The 23,787-nt window shown below is 64.5% G+C and carries 27 protein-coding genes and 1 tRNA gene; 9 read left to right on the forward strand and 19 right to left on the reverse strand.

Annotation, left to right across the window (positions count from 1 at the left end):
* The first annotated feature begins 41 nt into the window (after positions 1–41).
* A complete protein-coding gene (locus MUY37_RS10520) occupies positions 42–1,154 on the forward strand; it encodes an ATP phosphoribosyltransferase regulatory subunit (protein WP_499195324.1) in 1,113 nt (370 codons plus the stop codon).
* Here MUY37_RS10520 and MUY37_RS10525 read toward each other — a convergent pair.
* The 3 genes from MUY37_RS10525 to MUY37_RS10535 are packed head-to-tail and all read right to left on the reverse strand — an operon-like array spanning position 1,151 to position 3,575.
* Entirely contained in the window at positions 1,151–1,756 is a 606-nt protein-coding gene (locus MUY37_RS10525) for a glutathione S-transferase (RefSeq protein WP_499195325.1), read from the reverse strand. The genes MUY37_RS10520 and MUY37_RS10525 overlap by 4 nt on opposite strands.
* On the reverse strand, positions 1,749–2,711 hold the full coding sequence (gene trhO, locus MUY37_RS10530) for an oxygen-dependent tRNA uridine(34) hydroxylase TrhO (protein WP_499195326.1): 963 nt from the start codon (positions 2,709–2,711) through the stop codon (positions 1,749–1,751). Before trhO ends, MUY37_RS10525 begins: the two co-directional genes overlap by 8 nt.
* A gap of 45 nt (positions 2,712–2,756) precedes the next feature.
* Positions 2,757–3,575: an aldo/keto reductase gene (locus tag MUY37_RS10535; protein ID WP_499195327.1), complete on the reverse strand. Its 819-nt coding sequence runs from the start codon at positions 3,573–3,575 to the stop codon at positions 2,757–2,759.
* A 182-nt stretch (positions 3,576–3,757) separates the two neighbouring features.
* On the opposite strand from MUY37_RS10535, the gene MUY37_RS10540 reads away from it, so the two are divergent.
* On the forward strand, positions 3,758–5,047 hold the full coding sequence (locus tag MUY37_RS10540; RefSeq protein ID WP_499195328.1) for an adenylosuccinate synthase: 1,290 nt from the start codon (positions 3,758–3,760) through the stop codon (positions 5,045–5,047).
* Positions 5,048–5,053: 6 nt separating this feature from the next.
* Entirely contained in the window at positions 5,054–5,590 is a 537-nt protein-coding gene (locus MUY37_RS10545) for a L,D-transpeptidase family protein (protein WP_499195329.1), read from the forward strand.
* Here MUY37_RS10545 and MUY37_RS10550 read toward each other — a convergent pair.
* On the reverse strand, positions 5,587–5,961 hold the full coding sequence (locus tag MUY37_RS10550; protein ID WP_115416220.1) for a DUF6768 family protein: 375 nt from the start codon (positions 5,959–5,961) through the stop codon (positions 5,587–5,589). The two genes, MUY37_RS10545 and MUY37_RS10550, sit on opposite strands and share 4 nt — an antisense overlap.
* Positions 5,958–6,524, reverse strand: coding sequence for an RNA polymerase sigma factor (locus MUY37_RS10555; RefSeq protein ID WP_499195330.1), 567 nt, complete (start codon positions 6,522–6,524; stop codon positions 5,958–5,960). Before MUY37_RS10555 ends, MUY37_RS10550 begins: the two co-directional genes overlap by 4 nt.
* Before the next feature lie 122 nt (positions 6,525–6,646).
* Between MUY37_RS10555 and MUY37_RS10560 the strand changes: the two genes are divergently transcribed.
* Positions 6,647–7,618 carry a MarR family transcriptional regulator gene (locus tag MUY37_RS10560; protein ID WP_499195331.1) on the forward strand — a complete coding sequence of 324 codons (972 nt, stop codon included), beginning with the start codon at positions 6,647–6,649 and terminating at the stop codon, positions 7,616–7,618.
* On the opposite strand, the gene MUY37_RS10565 is transcribed toward MUY37_RS10560, so the two are convergent.
* The 4 genes from MUY37_RS10565 to argH form a co-directional block, all read right to left on the reverse strand.
* A complete protein-coding gene (locus MUY37_RS10565; RefSeq protein ID WP_499195332.1) occupies positions 7,576–8,382 on the reverse strand; it encodes a precorrin-2 dehydrogenase/sirohydrochlorin ferrochelatase family protein in 807 nt (268 codons plus the stop codon). The two genes, MUY37_RS10560 and MUY37_RS10565, sit on opposite strands and share 43 nt — an antisense overlap.
* Positions 8,383–8,394: 12 nt before the next feature.
* On the reverse strand, positions 8,395–9,657 hold the full coding sequence (lysA, locus tag MUY37_RS10570) for a diaminopimelate decarboxylase (RefSeq protein WP_499195333.1): 1,263 nt from the start codon (positions 9,655–9,657) through the stop codon (positions 8,395–8,397).
* Between the two features lie 61 nt (positions 9,658–9,718).
* Positions 9,719–9,955: an LPS translocon maturation chaperone LptM gene (lptM, locus tag MUY37_RS10575; RefSeq protein WP_499195334.1), complete on the reverse strand. Its 237-nt coding sequence runs from the start codon at positions 9,953–9,955 to the stop codon at positions 9,719–9,721.
* Positions 9,955–11,331 (reverse strand): argininosuccinate lyase, encoded by a 1,377-nt coding sequence (gene argH, locus MUY37_RS10580; RefSeq protein WP_499195713.1) that lies wholly within the window; start codon positions 11,329–11,331, stop codon positions 9,955–9,957. Before argH ends, lptM begins: the two co-directional genes overlap by 1 nt.
* Positions 11,332–11,347: 16 nt before the next feature.
* On the opposite strand from argH, the gene MUY37_RS10585 reads away from it, so the two are divergent.
* The gene (locus tag MUY37_RS10585; protein WP_499195335.1) at positions 11,348–11,905 is read left to right on the forward strand and encodes a TlpA family protein disulfide reductase; all 558 of its coding nucleotides are present in this window, start codon (positions 11,348–11,350) and stop codon (positions 11,903–11,905) included.
* 25 nt (positions 11,906–11,930) lie between these two features.
* On the opposite strand, the gene MUY37_RS10590 is transcribed toward MUY37_RS10585, so the two are convergent.
* Positions 11,931–12,006 (reverse strand) — tRNA-Val (locus tag MUY37_RS10590).
* Between the two features lie 100 nt (positions 12,007–12,106).
* Between MUY37_RS10590 and MUY37_RS10595 the strand changes: the two genes are divergently transcribed.
* The gene (locus tag MUY37_RS10595; RefSeq protein ID WP_499195336.1) at positions 12,107–13,084 is read left to right on the forward strand and encodes an asparaginase; all 978 of its coding nucleotides are present in this window, start codon (positions 12,107–12,109) and stop codon (positions 13,082–13,084) included.
* A 99-nt stretch (positions 13,085–13,183) separates the two neighbouring features.
* Here MUY37_RS10595 and MUY37_RS10600 read toward each other — a convergent pair whose 3' ends face one another.
* From MUY37_RS10600 to fmt, 3 genes are all read right to left on the reverse strand, one after another.
* Positions 13,184–14,296: a zinc-binding dehydrogenase gene (locus MUY37_RS10600; protein ID WP_499195337.1), complete on the reverse strand. Its 1,113-nt coding sequence runs from the start codon at positions 14,294–14,296 to the stop codon at positions 13,184–13,186.
* Positions 14,297–14,374: 78 nt separating this feature from the next.
* Positions 14,375–15,136: a tRNA pseudouridine(38-40) synthase TruA gene (gene truA / locus MUY37_RS10605; RefSeq protein WP_499195338.1), complete on the reverse strand. Its 762-nt coding sequence runs from the start codon at positions 15,134–15,136 to the stop codon at positions 14,375–14,377.
* A gap of 103 nt (positions 15,137–15,239) precedes the next feature.
* Positions 15,240–16,148 carry a methionyl-tRNA formyltransferase gene (gene fmt, locus MUY37_RS10610; RefSeq protein ID WP_499195339.1) on the reverse strand — a complete coding sequence of 303 codons (909 nt, stop codon included), beginning with the start codon at positions 16,146–16,148 and terminating at the stop codon, positions 15,240–15,242.
* A 43-nt stretch (positions 16,149–16,191) separates the two neighbouring features.
* Here fmt and recR point away from each other — a divergent pair, with 43 nt between their 5' ends.
* From recR to MUY37_RS10625, 3 genes are all read left to right on the forward strand, one after another.
* The gene (recR, locus tag MUY37_RS10615) at positions 16,192–16,788 is read left to right on the forward strand and encodes a recombination mediator RecR (protein ID WP_499195714.1); all 597 of its coding nucleotides are present in this window, start codon (positions 16,192–16,194) and stop codon (positions 16,786–16,788) included.
* A gap of 212 nt (positions 16,789–17,000) precedes the next feature.
* A complete protein-coding gene (locus MUY37_RS10620) occupies positions 17,001–17,573 on the forward strand; it encodes a peptide deformylase (protein ID WP_499195340.1) in 573 nt (190 codons plus the stop codon).
* Positions 17,574–17,943: 370 nt separating this feature from the next.
* On the forward strand, positions 17,944–19,248 hold the full coding sequence (locus MUY37_RS10625; protein ID WP_499195341.1) for a DNA recombination protein RmuC: 1,305 nt from the start codon (positions 17,944–17,946) through the stop codon (positions 19,246–19,248).
* Here the strand turns inward: MUY37_RS10625 and MUY37_RS10630 are convergent, their stop codons facing one another.
* The 6 genes from MUY37_RS10630 to MUY37_RS10655 all read right to left on the reverse strand — a co-directional run bounded on the left by MUY37_RS10630 (position 19,249) and on the right by MUY37_RS10655 (position 23,776).
* On the reverse strand, positions 19,249–20,067 hold the full coding sequence (locus tag MUY37_RS10630) for a TrmH family RNA methyltransferase (RefSeq protein ID WP_499195342.1): 819 nt from the start codon (positions 20,065–20,067) through the stop codon (positions 19,249–19,251).
* 4 nt (positions 20,068–20,071) lie between these two features.
* On the reverse strand, positions 20,072–20,350 hold the full coding sequence (locus MUY37_RS10635; RefSeq protein ID WP_499195343.1) for an HPr family phosphocarrier protein: 279 nt from the start codon (positions 20,348–20,350) through the stop codon (positions 20,072–20,074).
* Positions 20,347–20,772, reverse strand: a complete 426-nt coding sequence (locus MUY37_RS10640) for a PTS sugar transporter subunit IIA (RefSeq protein WP_499195344.1) — start codon at positions 20,770–20,772, stop codon at positions 20,347–20,349. The genes MUY37_RS10635 and MUY37_RS10640 overlap by 4 nt, the downstream gene beginning before the upstream one ends.
* Before the next feature lie 71 nt (positions 20,773–20,843).
* On the reverse strand, positions 20,844–21,749 hold the full coding sequence (rapZ, locus tag MUY37_RS10645; RefSeq protein WP_499195345.1) for an RNase adapter RapZ: 906 nt from the start codon (positions 21,747–21,749) through the stop codon (positions 20,844–20,846).
* A 12-nt stretch (positions 21,750–21,761) separates the two neighbouring features.
* Entirely contained in the window at positions 21,762–22,208 is a 447-nt protein-coding gene (locus MUY37_RS10650) for an HPr kinase/phosphorylase (RefSeq protein ID WP_499195346.1), read from the reverse strand.
* Positions 22,205–23,776, reverse strand: coding sequence for a sensor histidine kinase (locus MUY37_RS10655; RefSeq protein WP_499195347.1), 1,572 nt, complete (start codon positions 23,774–23,776; stop codon positions 22,205–22,207). The genes MUY37_RS10650 and MUY37_RS10655 overlap by 4 nt, the downstream gene beginning before the upstream one ends.
* Positions 23,777–23,787 lie beyond the last annotated feature (11 nt).

Here is a 23,787-nt window from a genome sequence, read left to right on the forward strand (position 1 = left end):
AGCGATCCTGGGTCATGGGCCGGGATGACGAATGAGGAAACATGACCACACCTGACGACCTCCTGCCCGTCGGCCTCGAAGACGCTCTTCCCGACCGCGCCCGTACCATCACCACGGCCATGCGTGCCGTGCTCGATGCGATGGACGGCCATGGTTACGATCGGGTGCGGCCGCCATTGGTGGAATTCGAACGCTCGCTGGCCGGGCGGATGGATGGGGTGGCGACGCGGCGGATGGTGCGCTTCACCGATCCCGATTCGCTGCGCACTCTGGCGCTACGCAGCGACATGACGGTGCAGGTAGGCCGTATCGCGGCGACTGGCATGGCCGCAGCCCCGCGCCCGTTGCGCTTGTGCTATGCTGGCGATGTCGCCTTCCTGAGCGCGGATCAGCTCGATCCGGCCCGCCAGCGGCTGCAATTGGGGGCCGAACTGATCGGTGCCGACAGCGTCGTCGCGGCAACCGAGATCGTCTCGGTCGCTATCGATGCGCTCAAGGCAGCGGGCGTTGCCGCTATCTCGGTCGATTTCACCTTACCCGATCTCGTCGACACGCTGGCCGACAAGGCCATGCCGCTCGATACCGAACAGCGCGAGGCGGTGCGGCGCGAACTCGACACCAAGGATGCAGGCGGCCTGCGCGAAGCGGGCGGCGAGGCGTATCTGCCGCTGCTTTACGCGACCGGTGCGTTCGACGAGGCGATTGCCAAGCTCGCCGCGCTGGACGCTGGCGGGGTATTGGCCAGCCGCATCGCAGGGCTGCGCGCGGTAGCAGAGGCCATCGGCACCCGCGCCCGCGTAACGCTCGACCCGACCGAGCGTCACGGCTTCGAATATCAGAGCTGGTTCGGTTTCACGCTTTATGGCGAAGGCGCGCGCGGCGCGCTGGGCCGGGGCGGGACCTACACGATCAAAGGCAGCAACGAGGCTGCGACCGGCTTCTCGCTCTATATGGACCCGTTGCTCGATGCGCTGGCGCCAATGAAGACGGAGGAAGCGCAAAAGCTCTTCCTGCCGCTGGGCCATGATCGCGATGCGGCGGCGCGGCTGCGAGCGATCGGCTGGCGCACGGTTGCTGCGGTTGCGGAGGGCGACGATGCACGCACGCTGGGGTGCTCGCACGTGCTCGACGGCAAGGAACCGAAGGCGCTTTAGGCGGTCTTCCACTGGGGATGCTTGTGCATCACCCCGGCAAACAGCTCCGAATCGACCAGCCCCGCCAGCCATGCTTGCAGCCGGGGCAAGTCCTGTGCGTCGAACCAGGCGCGGTCGGCATTCGCGAACTGGCGGATGAACGGGAAAATGGCGATATCCGCGAAACCGCGCTGTGCGCCGCGGAGATAAGCGCTCTCATCCAGCCGCCGGTCCAGCCGTGCAAGAATTTCCATTGCGGCCGCGCGGTGCTCCTCCGGCTCCACATTCTCATACCGCGTGGCATATTTGTAGCGGTCGAGATGGTGCTTGAAAGGGCCGTCATTGGTCTCGACCAGTGCAGGATCGTCGCGGTCCAGCCAGCCTTCGGGATCGCCCTGGCCAAGCGCCCAACGCATGACATCCAGGCTTTCCTCCAGCACCTCGCCCTCCGCCGTCACCAGCACCGGAACGGTGCCTTTGGGCGACACTTCGAGCATCTGCGGTGGCTTGTCGCGGAGCACCACCTCGCGGTGCTCATAGGGCGCGCCGCTCACGCTTAACGCCATCCGGGCGCGCATGGCGTAAGGACAGCGGCGGAAGCTGTAGAGCACCGCGTCAGCCATCGGGGTCTGCTTCCTCGCGCCGCCCGATATGCTCCAGCCCGCGCGCCTCGGCGAGCATTTCCTGCCGCTGTCGTTCGGCATAGCGCGCGCGCTGTTCGTCCGTCCGCTCATCCCAGCAGCGATGGCAGCTAATGCCTTCCTCATAGTGTTCGTGCCCCATGTCCTCTGCACTCAGCGGGCGACGGCAGGCGCGGCAGAGTGCATGGTCGCCGAGCCTGAGACCGTGGCCCACGCTCACGCGCTCGTCGAAGACGAAGCACTCGCCATGCCACAGGCTTTCCTCTTCGGGCACATGTTCGAGGTAATTCAGAATGCCGCCCTTGAGGTGGTACACCTCCTTCACACCCTCGGCGCGGGCGAAAGCGGTCGACTTCTCGCAGCGGATACCGCCGGTGCAGAACATGGCGATCTTGGGCGAGCCACCTTGCGCCTCGATCTCGGCGCGCTTGGCACGGAACCACTCGGGAAATTCGCGGAAGCTCTTGGTCTCGGGATCGATCGCACCTTTGAAAGTACCGATCTGCACTTCGTAATCGTTCCGCGTATCGATGAGTATCGTTTCCGGATTGGAAATCAGCGTGTTCCAATCGTCGGGCGCGACATAGGTGCCCACGCCCGCCAGCGGGTCGAGATCGGGCTGGCCCATGGTCACGATTTCTTTTTTCAGCCGTACCTTGGTGCGGTGGAAGGGCATGGCCGCCGCGCGCGATTCCTTGACCTCGATTTCTGCGCAGCCGGGCAGGGTCCGCACATGGTCGAGGACCGCCTCGATCCCTTCGTCGCTCCCTGCAATGGTCCCGTTGATCCCCTCGCGTGCGAGCAACAGCGTGCCGCGCACCCCTGCTTTTTCCATCGCGCCAAGCAAGTCGGGCTTGATCGCGGCAGGATCGTCGAACCGCGCGAATTGGTAGAGCGCGGCAATGCGGATGGGGAGGTTGGTCTTGTCGTCGGTCACGCGGCGCCCCCTAGCACCGCCTTGCGCGCGCTGCATCCCCTCGCATCACCCCTCGAATGACGCCGGATCAGGTCCGAGTCGCCCCTCGGGATCGTCGAGGGCGTCGATCCGTGCCATATGATCGTCCGACAGTTCGAACGAAAGCGCGGCGAAGTTCTGCTCGATATGGTCGCGGCTGGTCGATTTGGGGATTGGGCAGAGGCCGTGCTGGATGTGCCAGCGCAGCACCACCGCGCTGGGCGGCTGGTTTGTTTCGCCCGCGATTTCCTGGATCGCGGCTGCGTCCATGCCGCCGCCCTGTCCGAGCGGCGACCAGCTCTGCGTGACGATGCCCATGTCGTCATGGACCTTGCGCAGGGCTCGCTGCTGAAAGCCGGGATGCAGTTCGATCTGGTTGAGTGCGGGCGTGACGCCTGTTTCATCGACGATGCGCTTCAAATCCTCTTCGCGAAAGTTCGACACGCCGATCGATTTCGCCTTTCCCTGGTCGCGCAGTTCGATCAGCGCTTTCCATGTGTCCACGTACAGGTTCTTGTCCGGGCAGGGCCAGTGAATCAACAGCATGTCGACATGATCGCGCCCGAGCCTTTCGAGGCATTTGTCGGCCGCCTTCAATGTCCGGTCGTACCCCTGGCTCTCGTTCCAGATCTTGGTCTGGAGGAAGAGGTCGGACCAGTCGCCTATCCCGTCGCCCACGCCGCGTTCGTTCCGGTAAATGGCGGCCGTATCGACCAGCCAGTATCCGACGTCGAGCGCGGTTTTGACCGCTTGAGCGGCCTGGTCATCCTCGATCTGCCAGGTGCCGAAACCGAGTTGGGGAATCCGGCGGCCATCGTTGAGAGCGAGTGTGGGATAATCGGTCATGGTGTCTCCTTTACGCTATCAATGACTGGCACGCGGCAAGGTTTCATTGGCTTGACGCGCCTTGCCCCGAGCCCTAACCCGCGCACCGCATTTGAAGCGGCTATCCGCTTCTCCATTCCATCCCTTGGTCGAGTCCTGTCGAAGGACCTTGTGGATCCCCGGGCAGGGGAAAAGGCGTATTCATGGCAAATGTGACCGTAATCGGTGCCCAGTGGGGCGATGAGGGCAAGGGCAAGATCGTCGACTGGCTCGCTAGTCGGGCAGACGCCGTCGTGCGCTTCCAGGGCGGGCACAATGCCGGCCACACGCTCGTCGTGGGCGACAAGACCTACAAGCTGTCGCTGCTGCCGAGCGGCATTGTCACCGGCACGTTGAGCATCGTCGGCAATGGCGTCGTGCTCGATCCCTGGCATCTCAAGGCCGAGGTCGAGAAGCTCGAGGCGCAGGGCGTCGAGATCAATCCCGACAATTTCGCGATTGCCGACAATTGCCCGCTGATCCTGCCCATCCACCGCGATCTCGACGGTCTGCGTGAAACCGCGGCCGGTTCGGGCAAGATCGGCACCACCGGGCGCGGCATCGGCCCGGCTTACGAGGACAAGGTCGGCCGCCGCGCGATCCGCGTGTGCGATCTGGCGCATCTCGACCATCTCGAACCGCAGCTCGACCGGCTGTGCGCGCACCATGACGCACTGCGGGCGGGCTTCGACCAGCCGCCCATTGATCGCGAGGAGCTGCTCGCCCAGCTACGCGAGATCGCGCCCTTCGTGCTGCAATTCGCCCAGCCGGTGTGGAAACGCCTGAAGAAGGTCCGCAAGGCCGGCGCCAAGATCCTGTTCGAGGGCGCGCAGGGCGTGCTGCTCGACATCGATCACGGCACTTACCCCTTCGTCACCAGCTCGAACACCGTCAGCGGAACCGCCGCAGCCGGTAGCGGTCTTGGACCGAACTCCACCGGCTTCGTGCTCGGCATCGTCAAGGCCTACACGACACGCGTCGGCAGCGGACCGTTCCCGACCGAGCTCGACGACGAGGTCGGCCAGGGGCTGGGGACACGCGGCCACGAGTTCGGCACCGTTACCGGACGCCAGCGCCGGGTGGGCTGGTTCGATGCCGTGCTGGTGCGCCAGACCTGCGCGATCAGCGGCGTGACCGGCATCGCGCTGACCAAGATCGACGTGCTCGACGGAATGGACGAAGTGAAGCTCTGCACCGGCTATCGGCTGCGCGGGCAGGTCTACGATTACTTCCCCAGCCACGCCGCCGACCAGGCTGCGGTGGAGCCGATCTACGAGACGATGGAGGGCTGGAAGGGAAGCACGGCAGGCGCGCGCAGCTATGCCGATCTGCCCGCCAATGCGGTGAAATACATCCAGCGCGTGCAGGAACTGATCGAAACGCCGGTGGCGCTGGTTTCCACCAGCCCCGAGCGCGACGACACGATCCTGATGCGCGACCCGTTCATGGATTGATTGCAAATGCGCGGTATGGTGCATGCCATCATGCGCAGCCTCGCCCTTTCTTTAGCGATCGCAGTTGCCGCAGCAGCGCTGCCAGCATCGCATGCCCATGCGCAGCAGGCGCGGCCGGGCGAGCGGGCGGATTTCGTCCTCATCGACAAGTCGGACCGCACATTGTGGGTGTATCAGGGCGGCCGGGTGATCCGCAGCTATTCGGGCCTGCAATATGGTGACCGGCCGATGGGGCACAAACGCTTTCAGGGGGACGAGCGTACCCCGGAAGGGCGCTATACGATCACCTATGGCAATGAGCAGTCGAGCTTCTATCTCAGCCTGCATATCAATTATCCCAATGCGCAGGACAGGGCCTATGCGCGTGCCCGGGGCCGCTCGCCGGGCGGGTTGATTTTCCTCCATGGCCAGCCCAACGGCCTGCCTTTCGACGAGCGGGTGCCGGGCGACTGGACCGATGGCTGCATCGCGCTCTCGAATGCCGAGATCGCCGAGCTGTGGAGCCTGGTGCCCGACGGAACCCCGATAGAGATCAGGCCCTAACCGCGACGATCCTCCAGCATCGCCAACTGCACCTGCAGTCGTTTCACTTCCCGCAGGACAGTGAGCATGTTCATGCGGTTGAAGAACCATTCTTTGAGGAAACCCTGCGCGATCAGCGCCGCGATCGTTGCGAGGCTCCACAGCACCGTCTCGCGCACGTCAGGTGCAACGAGCGCCTGATAGAGCGTGTAGATCATTGCCGCACCGAGGGCGAAGGATACCACCGCCATGAGCTTGGCCCAGCCGCCCAGCGCGCCCCCCATGGCATCGCCGATCTGTCGGAACATGCCGCGATCTTCCTCCAGCCGGTCGAGAAATGCTCTGTCGTCCGCGTCGAGCGCGGTGCGGATCTGGTCGTCGATATCGGTCATAGGTCTTCTCCTGGTTTGTCTTCGCTCAGGGCCACTTTCAGCTTGCGGCGAGCGTGGAAGAGGCGCGTCTTGGCGGTGCCCAGCGGCACTTGCTGCACCTCGGCGATCTCGGCGAGGGTGAGCCCTTCGACGAAGAACAGTTGCGCGGCGAATCGTTGATCGCGGGGTAGCGCAGCGAAGGCCTGGCGGATGGCTAACGCATCATCCGCCGTGGCGGGCAGATCGGGTTCTTCCCCGCTCTCGGCTTTGTGCAATCTGCTCGACTGCGCCCTCCGGATATGATCCGTGCATCGCCGACGCAGGATGCCGAAGGCCCAGGGTGCAAAGCGAGTCGGATCACGCAAGCCCTCGACCCCGCGCAGGATCGACAGCCAAGTCTCCTGAACCACCCCCAGCGCCGCTTCGTCATCGGCAAGGAGCCGCCGGGCGGTGCGCGCCAATCGTGGCTGCCAGCGTACCGCAAGCCGTTCCCGGGCGCGCCGGTCGCCAGATTGCACCAGCGTGACGAGCAATTCGTCATAGAGCCGTTCCGCCGACGGCGCTTTGGCGTTCCGCCCTGACATGATCGGATAGTCGCAGCAGGGCGGCAAATGGTTCAATCGGTCTCGCGATTTTTGCTCCACTTCTTGACCTGATCCTGATTTGTTCCCACTATGTCTCTTCGTCAGGCAAGGAGTACGACTCGATGCAGGCCAATTTTAGCTACGAGCCAGAATGCGATTCTTCCGGCAACCGACTTTCGGTGACCGTACTGGCGGATCGTGATCATGTTCGCGCCGAAATGCGTGAAGATGTACTGGCGGCCGGATTCCGCCTCCTCGAATGTTGTAGTCTGGAAGAGTATGCGCAGGGACCGCTCGCCGCGCTGGGCGATCTGGTGCTGATCGATTGCGGGCAGGCGAGTGCCGATGCGCTGGCGCTGCTTTCCCGGCTCGACATGCGCGGCGGCAAGGCGGGCGCGCAAATGGTGGTTTCCACCACAATGGCTGCGCTCGACAGCGTGTTCGCCTGCTTTTCGATGTCGTCTCCGCAGATCCTCGTCGATCCCGCGAGGGCCGAACGAGTGATCGCCATCGGCCGGGTGCTGGCGCGCATTTCCAATCTGCGATTGCGCGAAATGGGCGAGGAGGACCGGCTCATGCTTTTGCGCCTGACCGAGCAGGTCGGTCGAATTGCGGAACGGCTCGAAATGCTCTCACCCGGCCAGCGCGAAGGGGGTGGGGCGTTCCGCTTCGAAGCTCCGGCCACCGCGTGGCATGGCGAGGGGCAAGACTATACGCCGGAGCATCAGGACGATGACCGTCCCCGCCTTCCCGATGCTGCCGTCATCCGGCGGTTGATCAAGGCTCGCCAGTTGCGCGCGCGTTATTTCGATGCCGACCACTTCGCCGATCCCGCCTGGGATATATTGCTCGATCTGGCGGCTGCACGGGCCGAGCGGCAGCAGGTCAGCGTCACTTCATTGTGCATTGCGGCTGGCGTCCCGGCGACGACTGCGCTGCGCTGGATCGGCCAGATGGTTGATGCCGATCTCCTGGTACGGGTTTCCGATCCGCACGACCGGCGCCGCGCCTATATTGCCCTGGCCGACAACACGGCCGATGCAATGGCGCGCTATTTCGCCGAAGTGCGTGCAGGGGAACTGGCGGTCATCTGATCCAGTCTCAAAATGACGGTCAGGCCTGCTTCCGGCGGTGTGGCGGGAAGCGCCGTGCGCACCGCGTCGGCGCGCGCCCGGACCAGCACTTCTTCGGGTATCTGCGGATCGTGCAGCACGGTATCGGCCATGCCCAGCGCGCGTGCCTGCCGCAGCGTCAGCTCCTCGGGATCGCTGCTGGTCAGCGTGAAATCCAGCACTTCGCTCCGCTTGGTCGCGTTTCTCCCGGCTAGCCATTGCTGTACCGTCCCGGCCTCGGGGTTCGCGAATGGATCGAGCGCGCCCCCTTCCTGCAAAGCGGTGTCGATCGCCCGTCGCCGCGCATTGCCATCGGGGAAGCGGGCACGGATGGCATCGCGCGCTGCTGCCAATGCCGTCGCCAGCATTCCCAGCGATTGGGGCAGTATCGCCTCCAGCCGCAGGCGCAGATGCTTGGCCAGCCCGGCCGAGGCACCGCCCGTGCTTACCGCCACCAGCACCGGATCGCGGTCGAGCACACTCGGCAGAGTGAAATCGCACAAATCGGGCCGGTCGGCGACGTTTACCAGCAGCCCCGCGCGCTTGAGCCGCAAAGCGGCGGCCTCTGCGGCGCGGCTGTCTTCCAGCGCAACGAAAGCGATCATGGCATGATGGGCTTCGGTTTCGGGGCAGGGCAGGCCTCCGCAACGCTCCACCAGCCGGGCCTTCGCCCCGGCCATGTCGCCCGTCCCCACGACCACCACGCGCTTTCCGCGGATGCGGTGGAAGAGGGGAAGGCTATGCATGACGCCCGCGCATCAGCCGAGCCATTCCGGAACGCGCTCCGCATCCATGATCGCACTGGCCGCGATTCGCTCGGCGACCACGGCGTAGCGATCGCCGTCGACCAGCGCTTCCGCCACGAAACCGCGCGAATTGTAAGACGAGGCCATGGTCGCGCCATAGGCTCCGGCAGTACGAAACACCGCCAGGTCTCCAGCTACCAGGGCATCGCATTCGCGGTCCATGGCAAAGGTATCGCCCGTTTCGCAGATCGGGCCGACGATATGCGCGGTCATCTTCTCCCCCGTGGGCTCGACCGCTTCGAAATCATGCCAGGCGCCGTACATGGCAGGCCGTGCAAGGTCGTTCATCGCCGCATCGACGACAACGAAAGGAGGCCCGTTTCCACTGCGTTTCGAGCGGATCACGCGGGTCAGCAATACGCCCGCATTGCCCGCGATCACGCGACCGGGTTCGAACATCAGACGGACATTCCAGCCCTTGGTGACGCGCGCCACCATCGCCCCATAATCGGCCGGAGCGGGCAGTTGCTCGCCCGCCTTGTAGGGCACGCCGAGCCCGCCGCCGAGATCGGCGTGGGTCACCGTGCAACCCTTGTCGCGCAGCTCGGCAATCAGCGTGCCGACCTTGACGAAAGCGGTTTCCAGCGGCTCCAGCGAAGAAAGCTGACTGCCGATATGGACCGCGATGCCGCGCATATCGAGGCCATCCTCACGCGCCAGCCCCGCATAGATTTCCGCCGCGCGATCCAGCGGAACGCCAAACTTGTTCTCGCGCTTGCCGGTCGAAATCTTTTCGTGGGTGCGCGCGTCGACATCGGGATTGACCCGCAGCGCACAGGCCGCGCGCTTGCCCTGCCGTGCAGCGATGGCGGAAAGTTCGTACCCCTCTTCTTCGCTCTCGATGTTGAACTGGCCGATCCCTTCATCAAGCCCCTGCAGCAATTCGGCATGAGTTTTGCCGACGCCCGAAAACACGATGTCCTCCGGCTTCATTCCCGCAGCCAGTGCGCGTGTCAGCTCCCCGCCCGAGACGACATCGGCGCCGTACCCCTCGTTTGCGAGGATTTTCAGCACGGCAAGATTGGGATTGGCCTTGACCGCAAAGGCGATGTGCGGATTGTCGAGGCTGGATAGCGCTTCGCGGAACACGCGTGCGTGCCGTTCCAGCGTCGCGCGGGAATAGACATAGACGGGGGTCCCCACTTCCTCGGCAATGCGCGGCAGGGGAACGTCTTCGGCGTACAGCACGCCGTCTCGAGGCTGGAAATGATCCATGCGCGCGCCTGTGCCCAAAGCCCGTGCCTATGTCGAGCAAGGCTTGCTTGTTATGTTGAAATCACTCGGGCGGCAGGTCGAACGGATCGTCTTCGCGTTCTTCCGATCGGGTGCGCAATTCGACATTGCGGGCGGGCGCTGCTTCGGGATCGAGTACGAGCAGCTCATCGGCATCGGGCTGCACCTCCGCGCCATAGGGAGCCGGGGGCAGGGAGGCGCCTTCCACGGGTTCGAGCGGGGCTTTTTGCCCGCAAGCGCCCAGCATCAGGGCAGCGACAAGTGTGACCCGGTAACGCATCAATCCTCCATCCCGAGGCGCTGCTTCGCCGCGGCCACCTGCTCCCTTACGCGAACCGGCGCGGTCCCGCCATAGGATGCGCGCGCCGCGACCGAGGCATCGACGGACAGTGCCTGGAACACCTCTTGATCGATGCGTTGATCGATCGCCTTCAGGTCGTCGAGCGCGAGTTGATCGAGCGCCACGCCCTTTTCGTCGGCCAGCTTCACGGCAGCGCCCGTAATATGATGCGCCTCGCGGAACGGAATGTCGGCCTGGCGCACCAGCCAGTCGGCAAGGTCGGTCGCGGTCGCATGGCCTGCCTCGGCGGCCTTGCGCATGCGCGCGGTCTCGAAACCGCTGTCGGCGACCATCCCGGCCATTGCGGCGAGGCTAAGATCGAGCAGGCCCGCGGCTTCGAACACCGGCGGCTTGTCGTCCTGCATGTCCTTCGAATAGGCGAGCGGCAGGCCCTTCATCGTCACCATCAGCGATGTCGCGCAGCCGATCACGCGGCCGGCATGCCCGCGCACCAGTTCGGCAGCGTCGGGATTGCGCTTTTGCGGCATGATCGAACTGCCGGTCGACAGCGTGTCGGGCAGCTTGACGAAGCCGAAGGGCTGACTCGCCCAGATGATGAATTCTTCGGCCAAGCGCGAGAGGTGGAGCGAGCACTGGCTCGCCGCCATCAGGTAGTCGAGCGCGAAATCGCGGTCGGACACGGCATCGAGGCTGTTGCGCGTGGGCCTTGCGAAACCGAGTGCCTCGGCAGTCATCTCGCGGTCGAGATCGAATCCGGTCCCGGCCAGCGCCGCCGAACCCAGCGGGCACTCGTCCAGCCGCGTCAGCGCATCGGCAAAGCGCGAACGGTCGCGCATCAGCATCTCGAAATAGGCGAGGAGGTGATGGCCGAGCGTGACCGGCTGCGCGGTCTGGAGATGCGTGAAGCCCGGCATGATGCTGTCCGCATGCTCTTCCGCCCGGACCACCAGCGCGCCCAGCACGGCGTCGATCCCGGCCACGGCGCGTTGCATGGCGCTGCGCGTCCATATGCGGAAATCGGTCGCCACCTGGTCGTTGCGGCTGCGTGCGGTATGGAGCCGCCCTGCAACCGGCCCGACGATTTCGGTCAGCCGCGCTTCCACAGTCATGTGGATGTCTTCTAGGTCCCAGTTCTCGGGCACCCCGTCGCGTTCATATTCGGCGGCAACCTGTTGCAGACCGTCGTCGATTGCCCGCGCATCGGCTTCGCTCACGATGCCCTGCTTCGCCAACATGGCGACATGCGCGCGGCTGCCGGCGATATCCTCGCGCCACAGCGCCTTGTCGAAGGGGATCGAGGCGTTGATTTCGCGCATGATCGCGCTAGGTCCCTCGGCGAACCTGCTGCCCCACATCGAATTGGAGCTGTCCTTGTCCCGCTTGTCGTTCACGCTTGCCATTACCTTCGGTCTTGCTGTCGCCGCCTGCGATAGGGGCGCGTCTGATGAGGTGCAAGAAAGCAGCGCTTCACCCGCGCCAACCGGGCAGATCGATGATAGCGAGGCGGGTACGCTGATGCCCGCAGCCAATGTCACCGATCCGCAGGGACGTGTGCTCAACCTCGGCGCGCTGCAGGGCACGCCGGTGTTGATCAATCTCTGGGCCACCTGGTGTGCGCCCTGCGTCAAGGAGATGCCGCTGCTGGACGAACTGGCAAGCGAGTACGAAGGGCGGCTGCGGGTGTTGACGGTGAGCCAGGACATGCAGGGGGCACAGAAGGTCGAACCGTTCTTCGCCGCGAACACATTCGAATGGCTCGAACCGTGGATGGACCCGCAGAACGAGCTCGGCTTCGCCATCGGCGGCGGAATGATGCCGACAACGGTGCTTTACGATTCGCTCGGCCGCGAAGTCTGGCGCGTGCAGGGCGACTATGATTGGTCGTCCGAGGAAGCCCGCGCCGCCATCGACACGGCGATTGCGGAGTAGCGCTGGGCGCACCTGCAACAGGGAATGGTGGGCGATGACAGGCTCGAACTGCCGACCCTCTCGGTGTAAACGAGATGCTCTACCAACTGAGCTAATCGCCCCAACCACGGGAACCGCCATGTCTGCGGTGTGCTGCACATAGCGCCCAAATCTTCAAAATCAATTGCCGAGTTTGCATTGGCGGCGCTAGGCCGCTGAGCCATGACCACCAAGCTCACCGTCCTCGCCACCGGCGGCACCATCGCCGGGATCGCGGGAAGCGCCATCGCGCACGACTATCGTTCGGGTGAGATCGGGATCGAGGACTATCTCGAGCGGGTCGGCGGACTGGGGCTGGAGGCGGAGCTTTCGGGCACCCAGATTGCCAATATCGATTCGGCGGATATCGGGCAGGGCACCTGGCATTCGCTGCATGTCGCCGCGCTGGCCGCGCTGGCGGACGGGGATTGCCACGGCATCATCGTCACCCACGGCACCGATACGCTGGAAGAAACGGCCTTCCTGCTCGACCTGACGCTGCCCGCGACCAAGCCGGTGGTGGTGGTCGGGGCGATGCGGCCCGCCGATGCGGTCGGTTATGACGGGCTCAGGAACTTCGCCAATGCCGTGCGCGTGGCGAGCGATGCGCAAGCCTCCGGGCGCGGGGTGCTGGTGGTGATGGGCGACCGCGTGTTCGCCGCGCGCGATGTGCGCAAGGTGCGCACCCGCGGGACCGAGGCCTTTCGCGGTTTCCCGCGCGAATCGGTCGGGCTGGTAACGCCCGCCTCGCTCGAATGGTTCGGCGCGCCCTGGCGCAGCGAAACGCAGGCGGCCTTCGCCTGGCCCGAAACACTGCCCGAAGTGGTGGTCGTCTTCGCCTATGCGGGGCTCGACGGGGCGACCGTGAGGCGACAAATCGGCGACGAGACGCGCGGTGTGGTGGTTGCGGGCGTGGGCGAGGGCAATATGCCCGAGAGCGCGCGGACCGAGCTGGTCAAATTCGCCCATCGCGGCATCCCTGTGGTTCGTGCGAGCCGCGCCGACGAGGGCCTGGTCGACCGCGAGCCGGAGGACACGGCAAACGGCTTCATCGCTGCCCGCGCGCTCAACCCGCAAAAGGCGCGCATCCTGCTGCAATTGCTGCTGGCTGGCGGTGAGAGCGATCCTGCCGCCATCCAGCGCGCCTTCGACGGGCGATAGAGATCACGTCATTGCGAGCGGCAAAGCCGCGCGGCAATCCAGAGTGGCACGGACCCGCCCTGGATTGCTTCGCTTCGCTCGCAATGACTGTTTCGGGAGCTATCCGTTCGGCATGACGAGGTATTTCTCGCCCGTCTTCATCTGGCGATAGTCGAGAATCGCATCCTTGGTCAGCATGCCTTCGAGATCGACCTTGGTCTTGTAGCTGCTGGCGAAGGTCGTGGTGAGGTTGTCGAGCACACGCTTGCGCATCCGCATCACCGTGTCCATGCCCGCATGCTGCAGGAACGGGGTCAGCAGCCAGCCCGACAGCGTCCAGCCGAAGCCGTAGGAAGGCGTCAGCGTGGTCGGCGAGAAGTCGAGGCGGCCATAGATGAACATGCGCTTCGCCTGATTCGAACCGTAGCGCGAATATTCGGTCATCTTCGACACGGCGACCTGCTCCATCGCCTTGAAACAGGTGTCGACCATCTGGCCGCCGCCGATCGGGTCGAAGCCGTAGAAGGCGTCGGTCTCGTCGATGGTCGCCTTGAGGTTGGCGAAGAAGTTCTCGTCCGAAGAGTTGACCACGTGCTTCGCGCCGAGGCCGGTGAGCAGGTCGACATGCTCCTGCTTGCGCACGATGTTGACGAGATCGAGCCCGTCTTCCTGGCAGATCTTGACCAGCATCTGCCCAAGGTTCGATGCGCCGACCGTGTGCAGGATGGCCTTCTGGCCGTCCATCTTGGCGTTCTCGGCAAAACCCAGCGCGGTCATCGGATTGACGAAGCTCGATGCGCCGTCCTCTGCGGAATGGTCGCCCAGCGGTAGGCACATAGCGGCATCGGCGATGGCATATTCGGCATAGGCGCTCCCCGGCACGCAGGCGACGCGCTGGCCCATGAGGGCCTTGGCCATGTCGGAATCGCCCGTGGCGACGACCGTGCCGGCACCTTCGTTGCCCGCTGGAAGCCGCTGGCCGTGGCGCGCCTTCTGCCCCGAATTGAACGGTTCGGGCATCTTGGCGACGACCTTGCCGGGCGAGTATTCGGCATTCTCGAAATCGGCCGCCCCGGTCAGGATTGCGAGGTCCGAAGGGTTGATCGGTGCAGCTTCCATCTTGACCAGCACCTGATTGCCCGTCGGATCGGGAAACTCGCTCTGTGCGATCTCGACCGTCAGCGTACCGTCGCTTTCAAGAGTGGTAAAAAGCTGCTTTCCGGTAGTCGGCATGTCCATCCTCCCTATTCGAATCCGGTTTACGGAGCATCGCTACGCCTCTCCCGCACACTTGGCTAGAGCGACGTTACGTCAAGTGTCTTCGGGATAGACCGCGCGGACGAAATAGAGCCCATGCGGCGGGGCGTTGAGGCCGAGCGCCTGCCGGTCGCGCGCCGCCAGCGCCTCGGCCACCTGCTCCTCGCGCCAGCGGCCCATGCCGACCAGCGCGAGACAGCCGACCATGCTTCGGACCTGGTGGTGGAGGAAACTGCGCGCCTCGGCATGGATGCGAACCTCTTCGCCCCAAGGTGTTCTGGCGCGTTCGACGTCGAGTCGGTCGAGCGTCTTGACCGGACTGTCCGACTGGCAATGGACCGAGCGGAAGGTGGTGAAATCGTGAAGGCCCACCAGCGACTGCGCGGCAGCGTGCATCGCCTCGTGGTCGAGCTCCTGCGGGACCTGCCACAGCCGGTTCTTGTCCAGCGTCAGCGGCGCGCGGCGGTTGGCGATGCGATAGACATAGGCGCGGCCCGTGCAGGAAAAGCGCGCGTGCCAGTCGTCCGGCACCACCTTGCAATGCGTCACCGCGATCGGATCGGGACGCAGGTGCGCGTTCAATGCCTCCATCAGGCGATAGGGCGCGATGTCCTTCTCGATGTCCAAATGGCTGCGCATGGCGAGCGCGTGGACACCGGTATCGGTGCGCCCCGAACTGTGCAGCCGCACCTCTTCGCCCAGCACGCGAAAGGCGGCCTCCTCGACCGCCTGCTGCACGCTCGGCCCGTCCTTCTGGCGCTGGAGGCCGTAGAATGGCGTACCGTCGAATTCGAGGGTAAGCGCGAAGCGGGTCATGGCCTTGGTCCGTCATCCCAGCGAAAGCTGGGATCGCTCAATGCCTGGTGCCCGATCGAGGCCGATCCCAGCTTTTTCTGGGATGACGGAAGGGGGGGATTGGTCACGCCAGCGTGGTCCCCTTCGTTACGGGATTGCCGCGCAGGAAGGTGTCGAGGTCCATCTTGGGCTTGCCCGCGCGCTGGAGTTCGACGGGGCGGATCGCACCTTCGGAGCAGGCGATGGAGAGCCGTTCGTCGAGCACTTCGCCGGGCTTGCCCGAACCGTGCGCCACTTCGGCGCGCAGGACCTTTACCCGCACGCCCTCCACTTCGAACCAGGCGCCGGGGAAGGGCGAGAGGCCGTGGATATGGCGCACGACCTCCCGTGCCGGGCGGTCCCAGTCGATCCGCGCTTCGGCCTTGTCGATCTTGGCGGCATAAGTCGCCTCGTCGTCGTCCTGCTCCAGCGGATGCAGCATTTCGAGGTCGATCAGCGTGCCCACCATCAGCTGGGCGCCGATTTCGGCCAATTCCTCGGTCAGTTCGCCGGTCGTCTTGTCCTCGATCGGGGTGCGCGCCATCGTCAGCATCGGGCCGGTGTCGAGGCCGGCCTCCATCTGCATGATCGTGACGCCGGTCACCGGGTCGCCCGCCATCACCGCGCGGTGAATTGGCGCCGCCCCGCGCCAGCGCGGCAGGATCGAGGCGTGGACGTTGAGGCAGCCGTATTTCGGCGCATCGAGCACCGCTTGCGGCAGGATCAGGCCATAGGCGGCGACCACCGCCACGTCGGCGTCGAGCGCGGCGAAAGCCTCCTGCTCCTCCGCTGATTTGAGCGACTTGGGATGCCGCACCTCGATTCCCAGATCGCTGGCGCGCTGGTGCACCGGCGTCTTCGTCAGCTCCTTGCCGCGCCTGCCGCCCGGGCGCGGCGGCTGGGTATAGACGCACACCACCTCATGCGCCGCATCGACCAGCGCCTGCAGCGTTGGCACCGCGAAATCGGGCGATCCCATGAAGATAATGCGCATGACGGCCTTTCTCTGTTTCGCTGCGGCCCCTATCTGTCGCCTCATGGCATCGCAAGAGATCGAGACGCTGGCCGCCGCGCTGGCACGGCTGCCCGGCCTCGGCCCGCGTTCGGCGCGGCGCGCCGTGCTGTGGCTGGTCAAACGCCGCGAAAGCGCGCTGCCCGCGCTGCTCGAGGCCCTGGCCACCGTCGGCGAGGCGCTGGTCGAATGCGAGACCTGCGGCAATGTCGACACCACCAACCCCTGCGGCATCTGCGCCGACCCGCGCCGCGACCTGAAATCGCTCTGCGTGGTCGAGGATGTGGCTGACCTTTGGGCGCTCGACCGGGCAAAGCTCTTCACCGGAAGATATCATGTGCTCGGCGGCAAGCTGTCCGCGCTCGACGGTGTGCGGCCGGAGGACCTCAATATCGCATCGCTGATGGCGCGGGTGGAAGAAGGCGGAGTGGATGAGATCGTCCTCGCCATGAACGCGACGCTCGAAGGCCAGACCACCGCGCATTACCTCGCCGAACGGCTGGAGGAGCATCCCGTGCGGATCACGCAGCTTGCCCACGGCCTGCCGGTCGGCGGCGAGCTCGACTACCTTGACGAAGGTACGCTGGCGCAGGCGTTGAGAGCCAGAAGGCCGGTGGGGTAGGTTTTTGTCGGGTACGCCTTCGACCTCCGTCGAAGGCTTGCGGCACCGGCCCACGCCCCCACCCGGCCATCCACGGCACGGTATCTTATGGGTGGCCGGGTGGGGGCGTGGGCCGGTGCAGCCGCAAGGGAAGCGCGGAGGCGTTTCCCGCACGCAATGAACTCACGCAACGAACAATTGAAGAATCCCGCGCTCGCGACTATCTGGCCCACATGGCTATCCGTGAAATCCTCGAAGTGCCGGACCCCCGGCTTAAGACCGTGTCGACCAGGGTCGAACCCGACGAATTCGGCGACGACTTGAACACCCTCGTCTCCGATATGTTCGAAACCATGTATGCCGCGCCCGGCATCGGCCTTGCCGCGATTCAGGTCGGTGTGCCCAAGCGCGTGCTGGTGATCGACCTCCAGCCCGAGGATACCGACGCCGAGCCCGAACCGTGCAACCATGACGGTCACGAGCACGTGCACTATCCGGTGAAGAAGGAACCGCGCGTCTTCATCAATCCGGAAATCCTCGATCCGGCGGATGAACTGGCGACCTACCAGGAAGGCTGTCTCTCGGTCCCCGACATCTTCGCCGATGTCGACCGCCCGGCAACCTGTCGCGTGCGCTACCAGGACCTCGAGGGCGAGACCCATGAAGAAGACTTGGACGGGCTGATGGCCACCTGCATCCAGCACGAGATGGACCACCTCGAGGGCATTCTCTTCATCGACCACCTCTCGCGCCTCAAGCGCAACATGGCGCTGAAGAAGCTCAAAAAGCTGCGCGAAGCGGCGTAAGGTCGGCAGTCTTTCCAGCAACTCTTTGATCGTCACCCCGGACTTGATCCGGGGTCCCGCTTTTCTTCGAACCACCCGTCGCACCGAAAGTAAGCCTGACCCCGGCTCGGAGGCCGGGGCGACGATTGTGGGTAGGGTGGTCGAGGGGCTGGCGTTCCCTCTCCGTTCCGCCTAATGTCACGCGATGGATCCCGCAATTCTCGCCATCATCGCGCTCGTTCTCGGCCTCGCGCTGGGCTATTTTCTCGGCCACCGCTTCGGCTCGGCGCCCGCCAAGGACTGGCAGGCCCGGCACGGCGAAAGCGAGACGCGCGCCAAGGAGCTCGACGAGAAGTTTCGCAAGGCGATCGTCGATCTCGAAAACGCTAGTGTGCGCGCCGATCGCGCGGATGCGCTCGATGCGGAGCTGCGCGAGACGCGCGAAAAACACGAACGCGCGCTCGACGCGATACGTACCGAAAAGAGTGCTCTAGCCTCGGAGCTTAATGCCCTGAAGAGCGGCACCGCTGCGCGCGAAAAGGCCCTTGAAGAGCGCTATGCGGAGCGTGAGAGGCAATTCGAGCGCGAGCTGGCTCGCTTGATCGAAGCCGAGGAGAAGCTGCAAGCCAAGTTCGGAGAGATCGGGGAGAAAATGCTGGCTGGCGCGCAGTCGAAGTTTCTCGAGGGGGCTGGTGCTCACCTCGCCAATCTCAACAAGGAAAGCCTAGCGGAACTCGAAAAAAAGGCCGGTCCCATTAGTCGGACGCTAGAGGACTATCGCAAGCGAGTGGAAGAGTTGGAGAAAGGCCGATCGGAAGCTTGGCATCAGCTTCAGGGGGTCATCGGGGAGGTCAAGGCAGGGCAGCGAGAGGTGATAGATGGGGCGCGGCAGATCACCACTACCCTGCAGGGGGCCACCAAAGCGCGCGGCGATTGGGGTGAGCTACAATTGGAAAATCTCCTCGAAAGTTGTGGTCTCACCGATCGAACCGACTTTCGTCGGGAAGTTAATGTTAAAGATGACGATGGCAGGGATCTGCGCCCAGATGCGATCATCAACATTCCCGGCGGACGAAAGCTGATCGTCGACGTAAAAAACGTCTTCAACACGTATAAGGAAGCCAACGAGGCTGAGACCGAAGAGCAACGGTCCGTATTGCTCGCGAAACATGCGCGCGAGCTTCGTGGACACGTTCAGGCGCTCGCAGCAAAACGCTATCAGGACAGTGTGGAAGGGTCGGCAGATTTCGTCATCTTGTTCGTCCCTGGCGAGCATGTCCTTTATGCGGCATTGACTCAAAGCGAGGACCTGCTGGACTTTGCGCTCCGCCAGAACGTGGTACTGTCGAGCCCGCTCAACTTCATGTCCATTGCAATGACGGTCGCGACGGTATGGCGGCAGGCTGGCGTGCAGGCGGATGCGCAGGAAATCGCGAAACTGGGCAAGGAACTCTACGACCGGCTCGGTGTGGTCGCGGGCTACCTGTCCAACCTGCGCCGCGATTTGGGCAAAGCCAACAATAGCTTTGACTCGCTGGTAGGTTCTTTCGACACCAATCTGCGCCGCACCGGCGAGCGCTTCGAGGCTCTCAGCATCGACACGTCGGCTAAGGATTTGTCGGAAGCGCTTCCGCTCAACAAGCAGCCGCGGCGACTAGCTAACTTTGCGGACGAAGGTCATGAGGACGGAGAATAACTATCCCTCCAACCCCGCCAACACCTCATACCCAAGCACCGCCGCCGCTACCGCCGCGTTGAGGCTGTCGGCGCGGCCTTTCATCGGCATGGTGACGCGCAGGTCGCAGGCCATCTCGTACTGTTCGGGCAGGCCGCGGCTTTCATTGCCGACCATCACGAAGCAGGGCGCAGTGTAGGGCGCACCGCGATAAGGTTGGGCATCGCGCAGGGATGCGGCGACAAGCTGGCCGCCCTGTTGGCCTGGTACGCTGCGCAGCCAGCTTTCGAAATCGCTCCATTCGGCGCGGGCAATGCGCTGTGTGAACACGGCGCCCATGCTGGCGCGCACCGCCTCCACGCTGAAGGGATCGGCGCAATCGTCGATCAGGATCAGCCCGCCCCCTCCGATGGCATCGCCCGTGCGCAGCATTGTGCCCAGATTACCCGGATCGCGCAGCGCCTGCGCGACCAGCCAGATATCGGCGCTGCTCCGGTCGAGCGCGGCAAGCGAGGTGTCGAATTCCGCGAACACGCCCGCAACCGCCTGCGGATTGTCCTTGCCGGTGATCTTGGCGAGGATGTCGGGCGTGGTTTCGATAATCTCGCCGCCGCTGGCCTCGACCGCGGTTTCGAGCGCGGACAGCAGCGGATGCGGATCGCGCCGGTCGGCCAGCACCAGCACTTCGGGCACATGGCCGCACTCGCGCGCGTCGGTCAGCAGGCGCAGCCCTTCGGCGAGGAATTTACCTGCCAGCTTGCGATGCTTCTTCTCGCGCAGGGCGCGCAGCGCCTTGACGGTCGGATTGGAAAACCCGGTTATGTGGCGGCGCTCGGCCATGATCCTACGGCTCCCCGAAACCGTCCTCGATCATGGCGGATAGTTCGGCCATCACTGCTTCGGCATTGTCGCCCGCAACGATCAGGTCGACCGTATCGCCCTTGGCCGCGCCCAGCATCATCAGCCCGAGGATCGACCCGCCGGCTGCCTCGTTCTCGCCCTTGGCCACACGCACGGTGCAGCCATTGGGCAGTTCGGCCACGGCATTGACGAATTTTGCGCTGGCCCGCGCGTGCAAGCCGCGCTGGTTGACCACTTCGATGCTCTTGCGCAGCTCGCTCAAGAGGCTTTCCGTGCGCTTTCGAGGTCCTGGCCGAGGAACTCGCTGGCAACGGTGATGTAATTGCGACCGGCGGTCTGCGCGGCGTTCACCGCATCGACCACATTCATGCTTTTGCGTGCGCCTGCCAGACGGATGAGCATCGGCAGGTTGATGCCTGCGATCACTTCGATGTGGCCGGTGTCGAGCAGCGAGATGGCGAGGTTGGAAGGCGTGCCGCCGAACAGATCGGTCAGGATGATCGCGCCCGCGCCGGTATCCACCTGCTTGATCGCGTCGGCGATATCCGCGCGGCGTTGTTCCATATCGTCATTGGGGCCGATACAGATGGTGGCCACGCCTTCCTGCTTGCCGACCACATGCTCCATCGCATCGATGAAGTGTTCGGCCAGTCTGCCGTGGGTGACGAGGATCATGCCGATCATGCAGCTTCAGTTCCGTTTACGATGCCGAAGGATATGCGTGCTTGGCGCTTAACCATTCCTTGCCCCGGGGTCTAGCGTCGCTCGAGCGGGTCGGCGGGACGCGAACCGAGATTTCGGTGGATGACCGTGGGCGAAAATCCCGCCTTGCGCAAGGCTTCGGCTGCACGCTCTGCACTATAGACCGAGCGATGCCGACCGCCGGTACAGCCGAAAGCGATGTTGAGATAGCTACGTCCCTGCGCCGTATAACGCGGCATGACTTCGTACAGCAGCTCGAGAATCCGTTTGAAAGCCGGGGCGAAGGCGGGGTCGGCGGAAATGTGCTTGCCCACGGCCTTGTCCAATCCGGTTTTCTCGCGCAGCCCTTCGACCCAGTGCGGATTGTCGAGAAACCGCATGTCGAACAGCAAATCGGCCAGCGGCGGCATGCCACGGGCGAAACCGAAGCTGGAAATGGTCACGGTCATGTTGCCCTCGGCATGGGCCGCAAACCGTTCACGCACGAGCTGCTGCAAATGATTGGTCGCGTAATCGGTCGTGTCGATGACGATATCGGCCCAGCGGCGCAGCGGCTCCAGCAGTTCGCGCTCTGCCTTGATCCCGTCGAGTGCGGGCCGACCGCGCGCCATCGGGTGTGGCCGCCGGGTTTCGTTGTAGCGTCGCTGCAATTCGGCACTGGAGCAATCGATAAAGAGAGCGGTGAGTTCGACATCTTCCCGCGCTTCGAACTGCTTGCACATTTCGATGATTTCGGCGGGGACGAAACCGCGCGTGCGCGAATCGAAGCCGATCGCCAAGGGCGTGTCGCTGACGGTGCCGCCCTCGCTCGCGACGAGACCGCCGAGCAGACGGATCGGAAAATTGTCGATCGTCTCCCAGCCCAGATCCTCGAGCACTTGCAATGCGGTGGTCTTGCCCGCGCCCGACAGACCGGTGACGAGCAGGATACGCTGGGGGGGAATCGATTCGTCGGCCATCAGCGGCGGTGCCTATGCCTTTTCGTTGCGTTTGGGGAGAGGGAGTCCATGCAGCGAAAGCGCATATTCCGCGCGCAGGGCCTGCACCGCATCACCCGCCGCGAAATTCAGGGCGGGCACCTCCATGCCTTCTATCAAGCGCAGCGCGACGTCCAGCGGATAGCGCGGGGCCTTCGGATCGAGCTGCAGGATCAGCGCCACGGGACCGCTGGCCACCGGCAGTTCGACGATCCCGACATTGCGCACTTCGATCATTCCCCTTGTGTTGGGCGGGGGAGAGGCGGTGAGGAACCCGCCCTCGCGGGCGATGCTTACCGCGTCATCGCCCACCAACGTCGCCCCGCGGTCGATCAGCGCCAGTGCAAGCGCCGATTTCCCGGCTCCCGGAGGCCCCGCGATCAGCAACCCCCTGCCGCCGACGATCACGCCGGTGACATTGGCAAGGACAGTGGCGCTCATCGTTTCTGAGCGGCCGGCAGGCCGAGCTTGAGACACGCGCCGGATTCGCCGTCCTCACGCGATGCGGCGATCAGCGTACCGTCATGCGCTTCGGCAATCGTGCGCGCGATGGCGAGGCCGAGCCCCGAATGGTTTCCAAAATCCTCTTCCTCGGGCCGGTCGGAATGAAAGCGCTGGAAGACCTTTTCACGCTTTTCTTCCGGAATGCCCGGCCCTTCATCGCAGATTGCCAGCGTCACCCAATCGTCGCGGCGCGAAATGTCGGCCCAGATACGACCGTTCGGAGGCGAGAAGGAAACCGCATTGTCGAGCAGGTTCTGGATCACGCGTTCGAGCCGCACGGGAACGCCCATGACCCATACCGGCCGCTCGGCCCCGGATATCTCCAGCCTGCGCCCCTCATTCTCGTCGCGCGTCTCGCGGCTTTCGAAGATCGTACAGAGCAGTCGGGCCAGATCGACTCGCTCGAACTCGGTGCGCGACATTTCGGCATCGATGCGGCTGGCATCGGAAATCTCGGTCACCAGCCGGTCGATCCGGCGCACGTCATGGGTCGCGATGTCGAGCAATTGCGCGCGCAGGGCCGGGTCCTCGACCTTGCCCAGCGATTCGGTCGCGCTGCGCAAGGATGCGAGCGGGTTCTTGATTTCATGGGCCACGTCGGCGGCGAAATGCTCCACCGCATCGATCCGCTGACGCAGCGCGGCGGTCATGTCGGATATCGAGCGGGCAAGCATGCCGATTTCGTCGCGGCGCTGCGGCAGGCGCGGAACTTCCACCTGGCGGTCCCGCCCCTGGCGGACGCGGATCGCGGCCTGCACCAGCTCGCGCAGGGGCCGCACGATGGTCTGGGCCAGGAATAGCGACAGCAGGGTCGAGATCGCCAGCGCCAGCAGCACGACCAGCGCGACGGTAGACCGCGCTTCGCGCACGCTTTCGGTGATGTCGACCGGATTGCGCGTGAGCAGCAGTGTATCGCCGTCGAGCCCGACCGGGGCGGCGGCGTTGATCACATGGGTACCGTCGGGTGCATCGCGCAGCACGATCTGCGTCAGGCTTTCCTCGCGCGCGCGGCTGAGTTCGGGCCAGTCCTCCGCATCGTCGCTTTCGGGTTCGAGATAATCGGGCAGGGCGGGCGCGCCGACTACCCGGTCGAACCAGCGGTCGAGCTGCAAGGCAAAGGCGTCCTGGTCCACGTCCTCTGCGCGCGGCAGGGTGAAGCTGGGCGGGGCGAGCTGGAAGCTGTCGGCCTCGAGTTTGCCGTCCGGATCGTAGACGCGCAATCGCAAGCGCTGCTCCTTGCCGATCTGGATCAGCAAGGCTTCCTGGCGCTGGGGTGTCGCCCCGGCCAGCGCTTCGGCGGTGATCTGCGCTTCGACCAGTGCGAGCTTGAAGCGTTCGTCGAGCAATTGTTTGCGATAGGCATCGACATAGATCACCCCGCCGCCCAACAGGACCAGAGGCAGAACATTGACGAAGAGGATGCGACTGGTCAGCGAGAGCCGCCGCGACCAGCGCAGCTTTTCGAGCCGCGGATCGCCTTTGAGCACACTGCCGGTTTCGGACATGGTTTCCGCGC

Source organism: Qipengyuania sp. ABI-127-1, assembly GCA_022953095.1.
Taxonomy (GTDB): domain Bacteria; phylum Pseudomonadota; class Alphaproteobacteria; order Sphingomonadales; family Sphingomonadaceae; genus Qipengyuania.

Bases quoted from the DNA above. Each gene is read 5' to 3' on its own strand.
- MUY37_RS10520 (WP_499195324.1), top strand. From the start codon at position 42: ATGACCACACCTGACGACCTCCTGCCCGTCGGCCTCGAAGACGCTCTT.
- MUY37_RS10525 (WP_499195325.1), bottom strand. From the start codon at position 1,756: ATGGCTGACGCGGTGCTCTACAGCTTCCGCCGCTGTCCTTACGCCATG.
- MUY37_RS10535 (WP_499195327.1), bottom strand. From the start codon at position 3,575: ATGACCGATTATCCCACACTCGCTCTCAACGATGGCCGCCGGATTCCC.
- MUY37_RS10540 (WP_499195328.1), top strand. From the start codon at position 3,758: ATGGCAAATGTGACCGTAATCGGTGCCCAGTGGGGCGATGAGGGCAAG.
- MUY37_RS10545 (WP_499195329.1), top strand. From the start codon at position 5,054: ATGCGCGGTATGGTGCATGCCATCATGCGCAGCCTCGCCCTTTCTTTA.
- MUY37_RS10550 (WP_115416220.1), bottom strand. From the start codon at position 5,961: ATGACCGATATCGACGACCAGATCCGCACCGCGCTCGACGCGGACGAC.
- MUY37_RS10555 (WP_499195330.1), bottom strand. From the start codon at position 6,524: ATGTCAGGGCGGAACGCCAAAGCGCCGTCGGCGGAACGGCTCTATGAC.
- MUY37_RS10560 (WP_499195331.1), top strand. From the start codon at position 6,647: ATGCAGGCCAATTTTAGCTACGAGCCAGAATGCGATTCTTCCGGCAAC.
- MUY37_RS10565 (WP_499195332.1), bottom strand. From the start codon at position 8,382: ATGCATAGCCTTCCCCTCTTCCACCGCATCCGCGGAAAGCGCGTGGTG.
- lysA (WP_499195333.1), bottom strand. From the start codon at position 9,657: ATGGATCATTTCCAGCCTCGAGACGGCGTGCTGTACGCCGAAGACGTT.
- lptM (WP_499195334.1), bottom strand. From the start codon at position 9,955: ATGCGTTACCGGGTCACACTTGTCGCTGCCCTGATGCTGGGCGCTTGC.
- argH (WP_499195713.1), bottom strand. From the start codon at position 11,331: ATGTGGGGCAGCAGGTTCGCCGAGGGACCTAGCGCGATCATGCGCGAA.
- MUY37_RS10595 (WP_499195336.1), top strand. From the start codon at position 12,107: ATGACCACCAAGCTCACCGTCCTCGCCACCGGCGGCACCATCGCCGGG.
- MUY37_RS10600 (WP_499195337.1), bottom strand. From the start codon at position 14,296: ATGCCGACTACCGGAAAGCAGCTTTTTACCACTCTTGAAAGCGACGGT.
- truA (WP_499195338.1), bottom strand. From the start codon at position 15,136: ATGACCCGCTTCGCGCTTACCCTCGAATTCGACGGTACGCCATTCTAC.
- fmt (WP_499195339.1), bottom strand. From the start codon at position 16,148: ATGCGCATTATCTTCATGGGATCGCCCGATTTCGCGGTGCCAACGCTG.
- recR (WP_499195714.1), top strand. From the start codon at position 16,192: ATGGCATCGCAAGAGATCGAGACGCTGGCCGCCGCGCTGGCACGGCTG.
- MUY37_RS10620 (WP_499195340.1), top strand. From the start codon at position 17,001: ATGGCTATCCGTGAAATCCTCGAAGTGCCGGACCCCCGGCTTAAGACC.
- MUY37_RS10630 (WP_499195342.1), bottom strand. From the start codon at position 20,067: ATGGCCGAGCGCCGCCACATAACCGGGTTTTCCAATCCGACCGTCAAG.
- MUY37_RS10640 (WP_499195344.1), bottom strand. From the start codon at position 20,772: ATGATCGGCATGATCCTCGTCACCCACGGCAGACTGGCCGAACACTTC.
- rapZ (WP_499195345.1), bottom strand. From the start codon at position 21,749: ATGGCCGACGAATCGATTCCCCCCCAGCGTATCCTGCTCGTCACCGGT.
- MUY37_RS10650 (WP_499195346.1), bottom strand. From the start codon at position 22,208: ATGAGCGCCACTGTCCTTGCCAATGTCACCGGCGTGATCGTCGGCGGC.
- MUY37_RS10655 (WP_499195347.1), bottom strand. From the start codon at position 23,776: ATGTCCGAAACCGGCAGTGTGCTCAAAGGCGATCCGCGGCTCGAAAAG.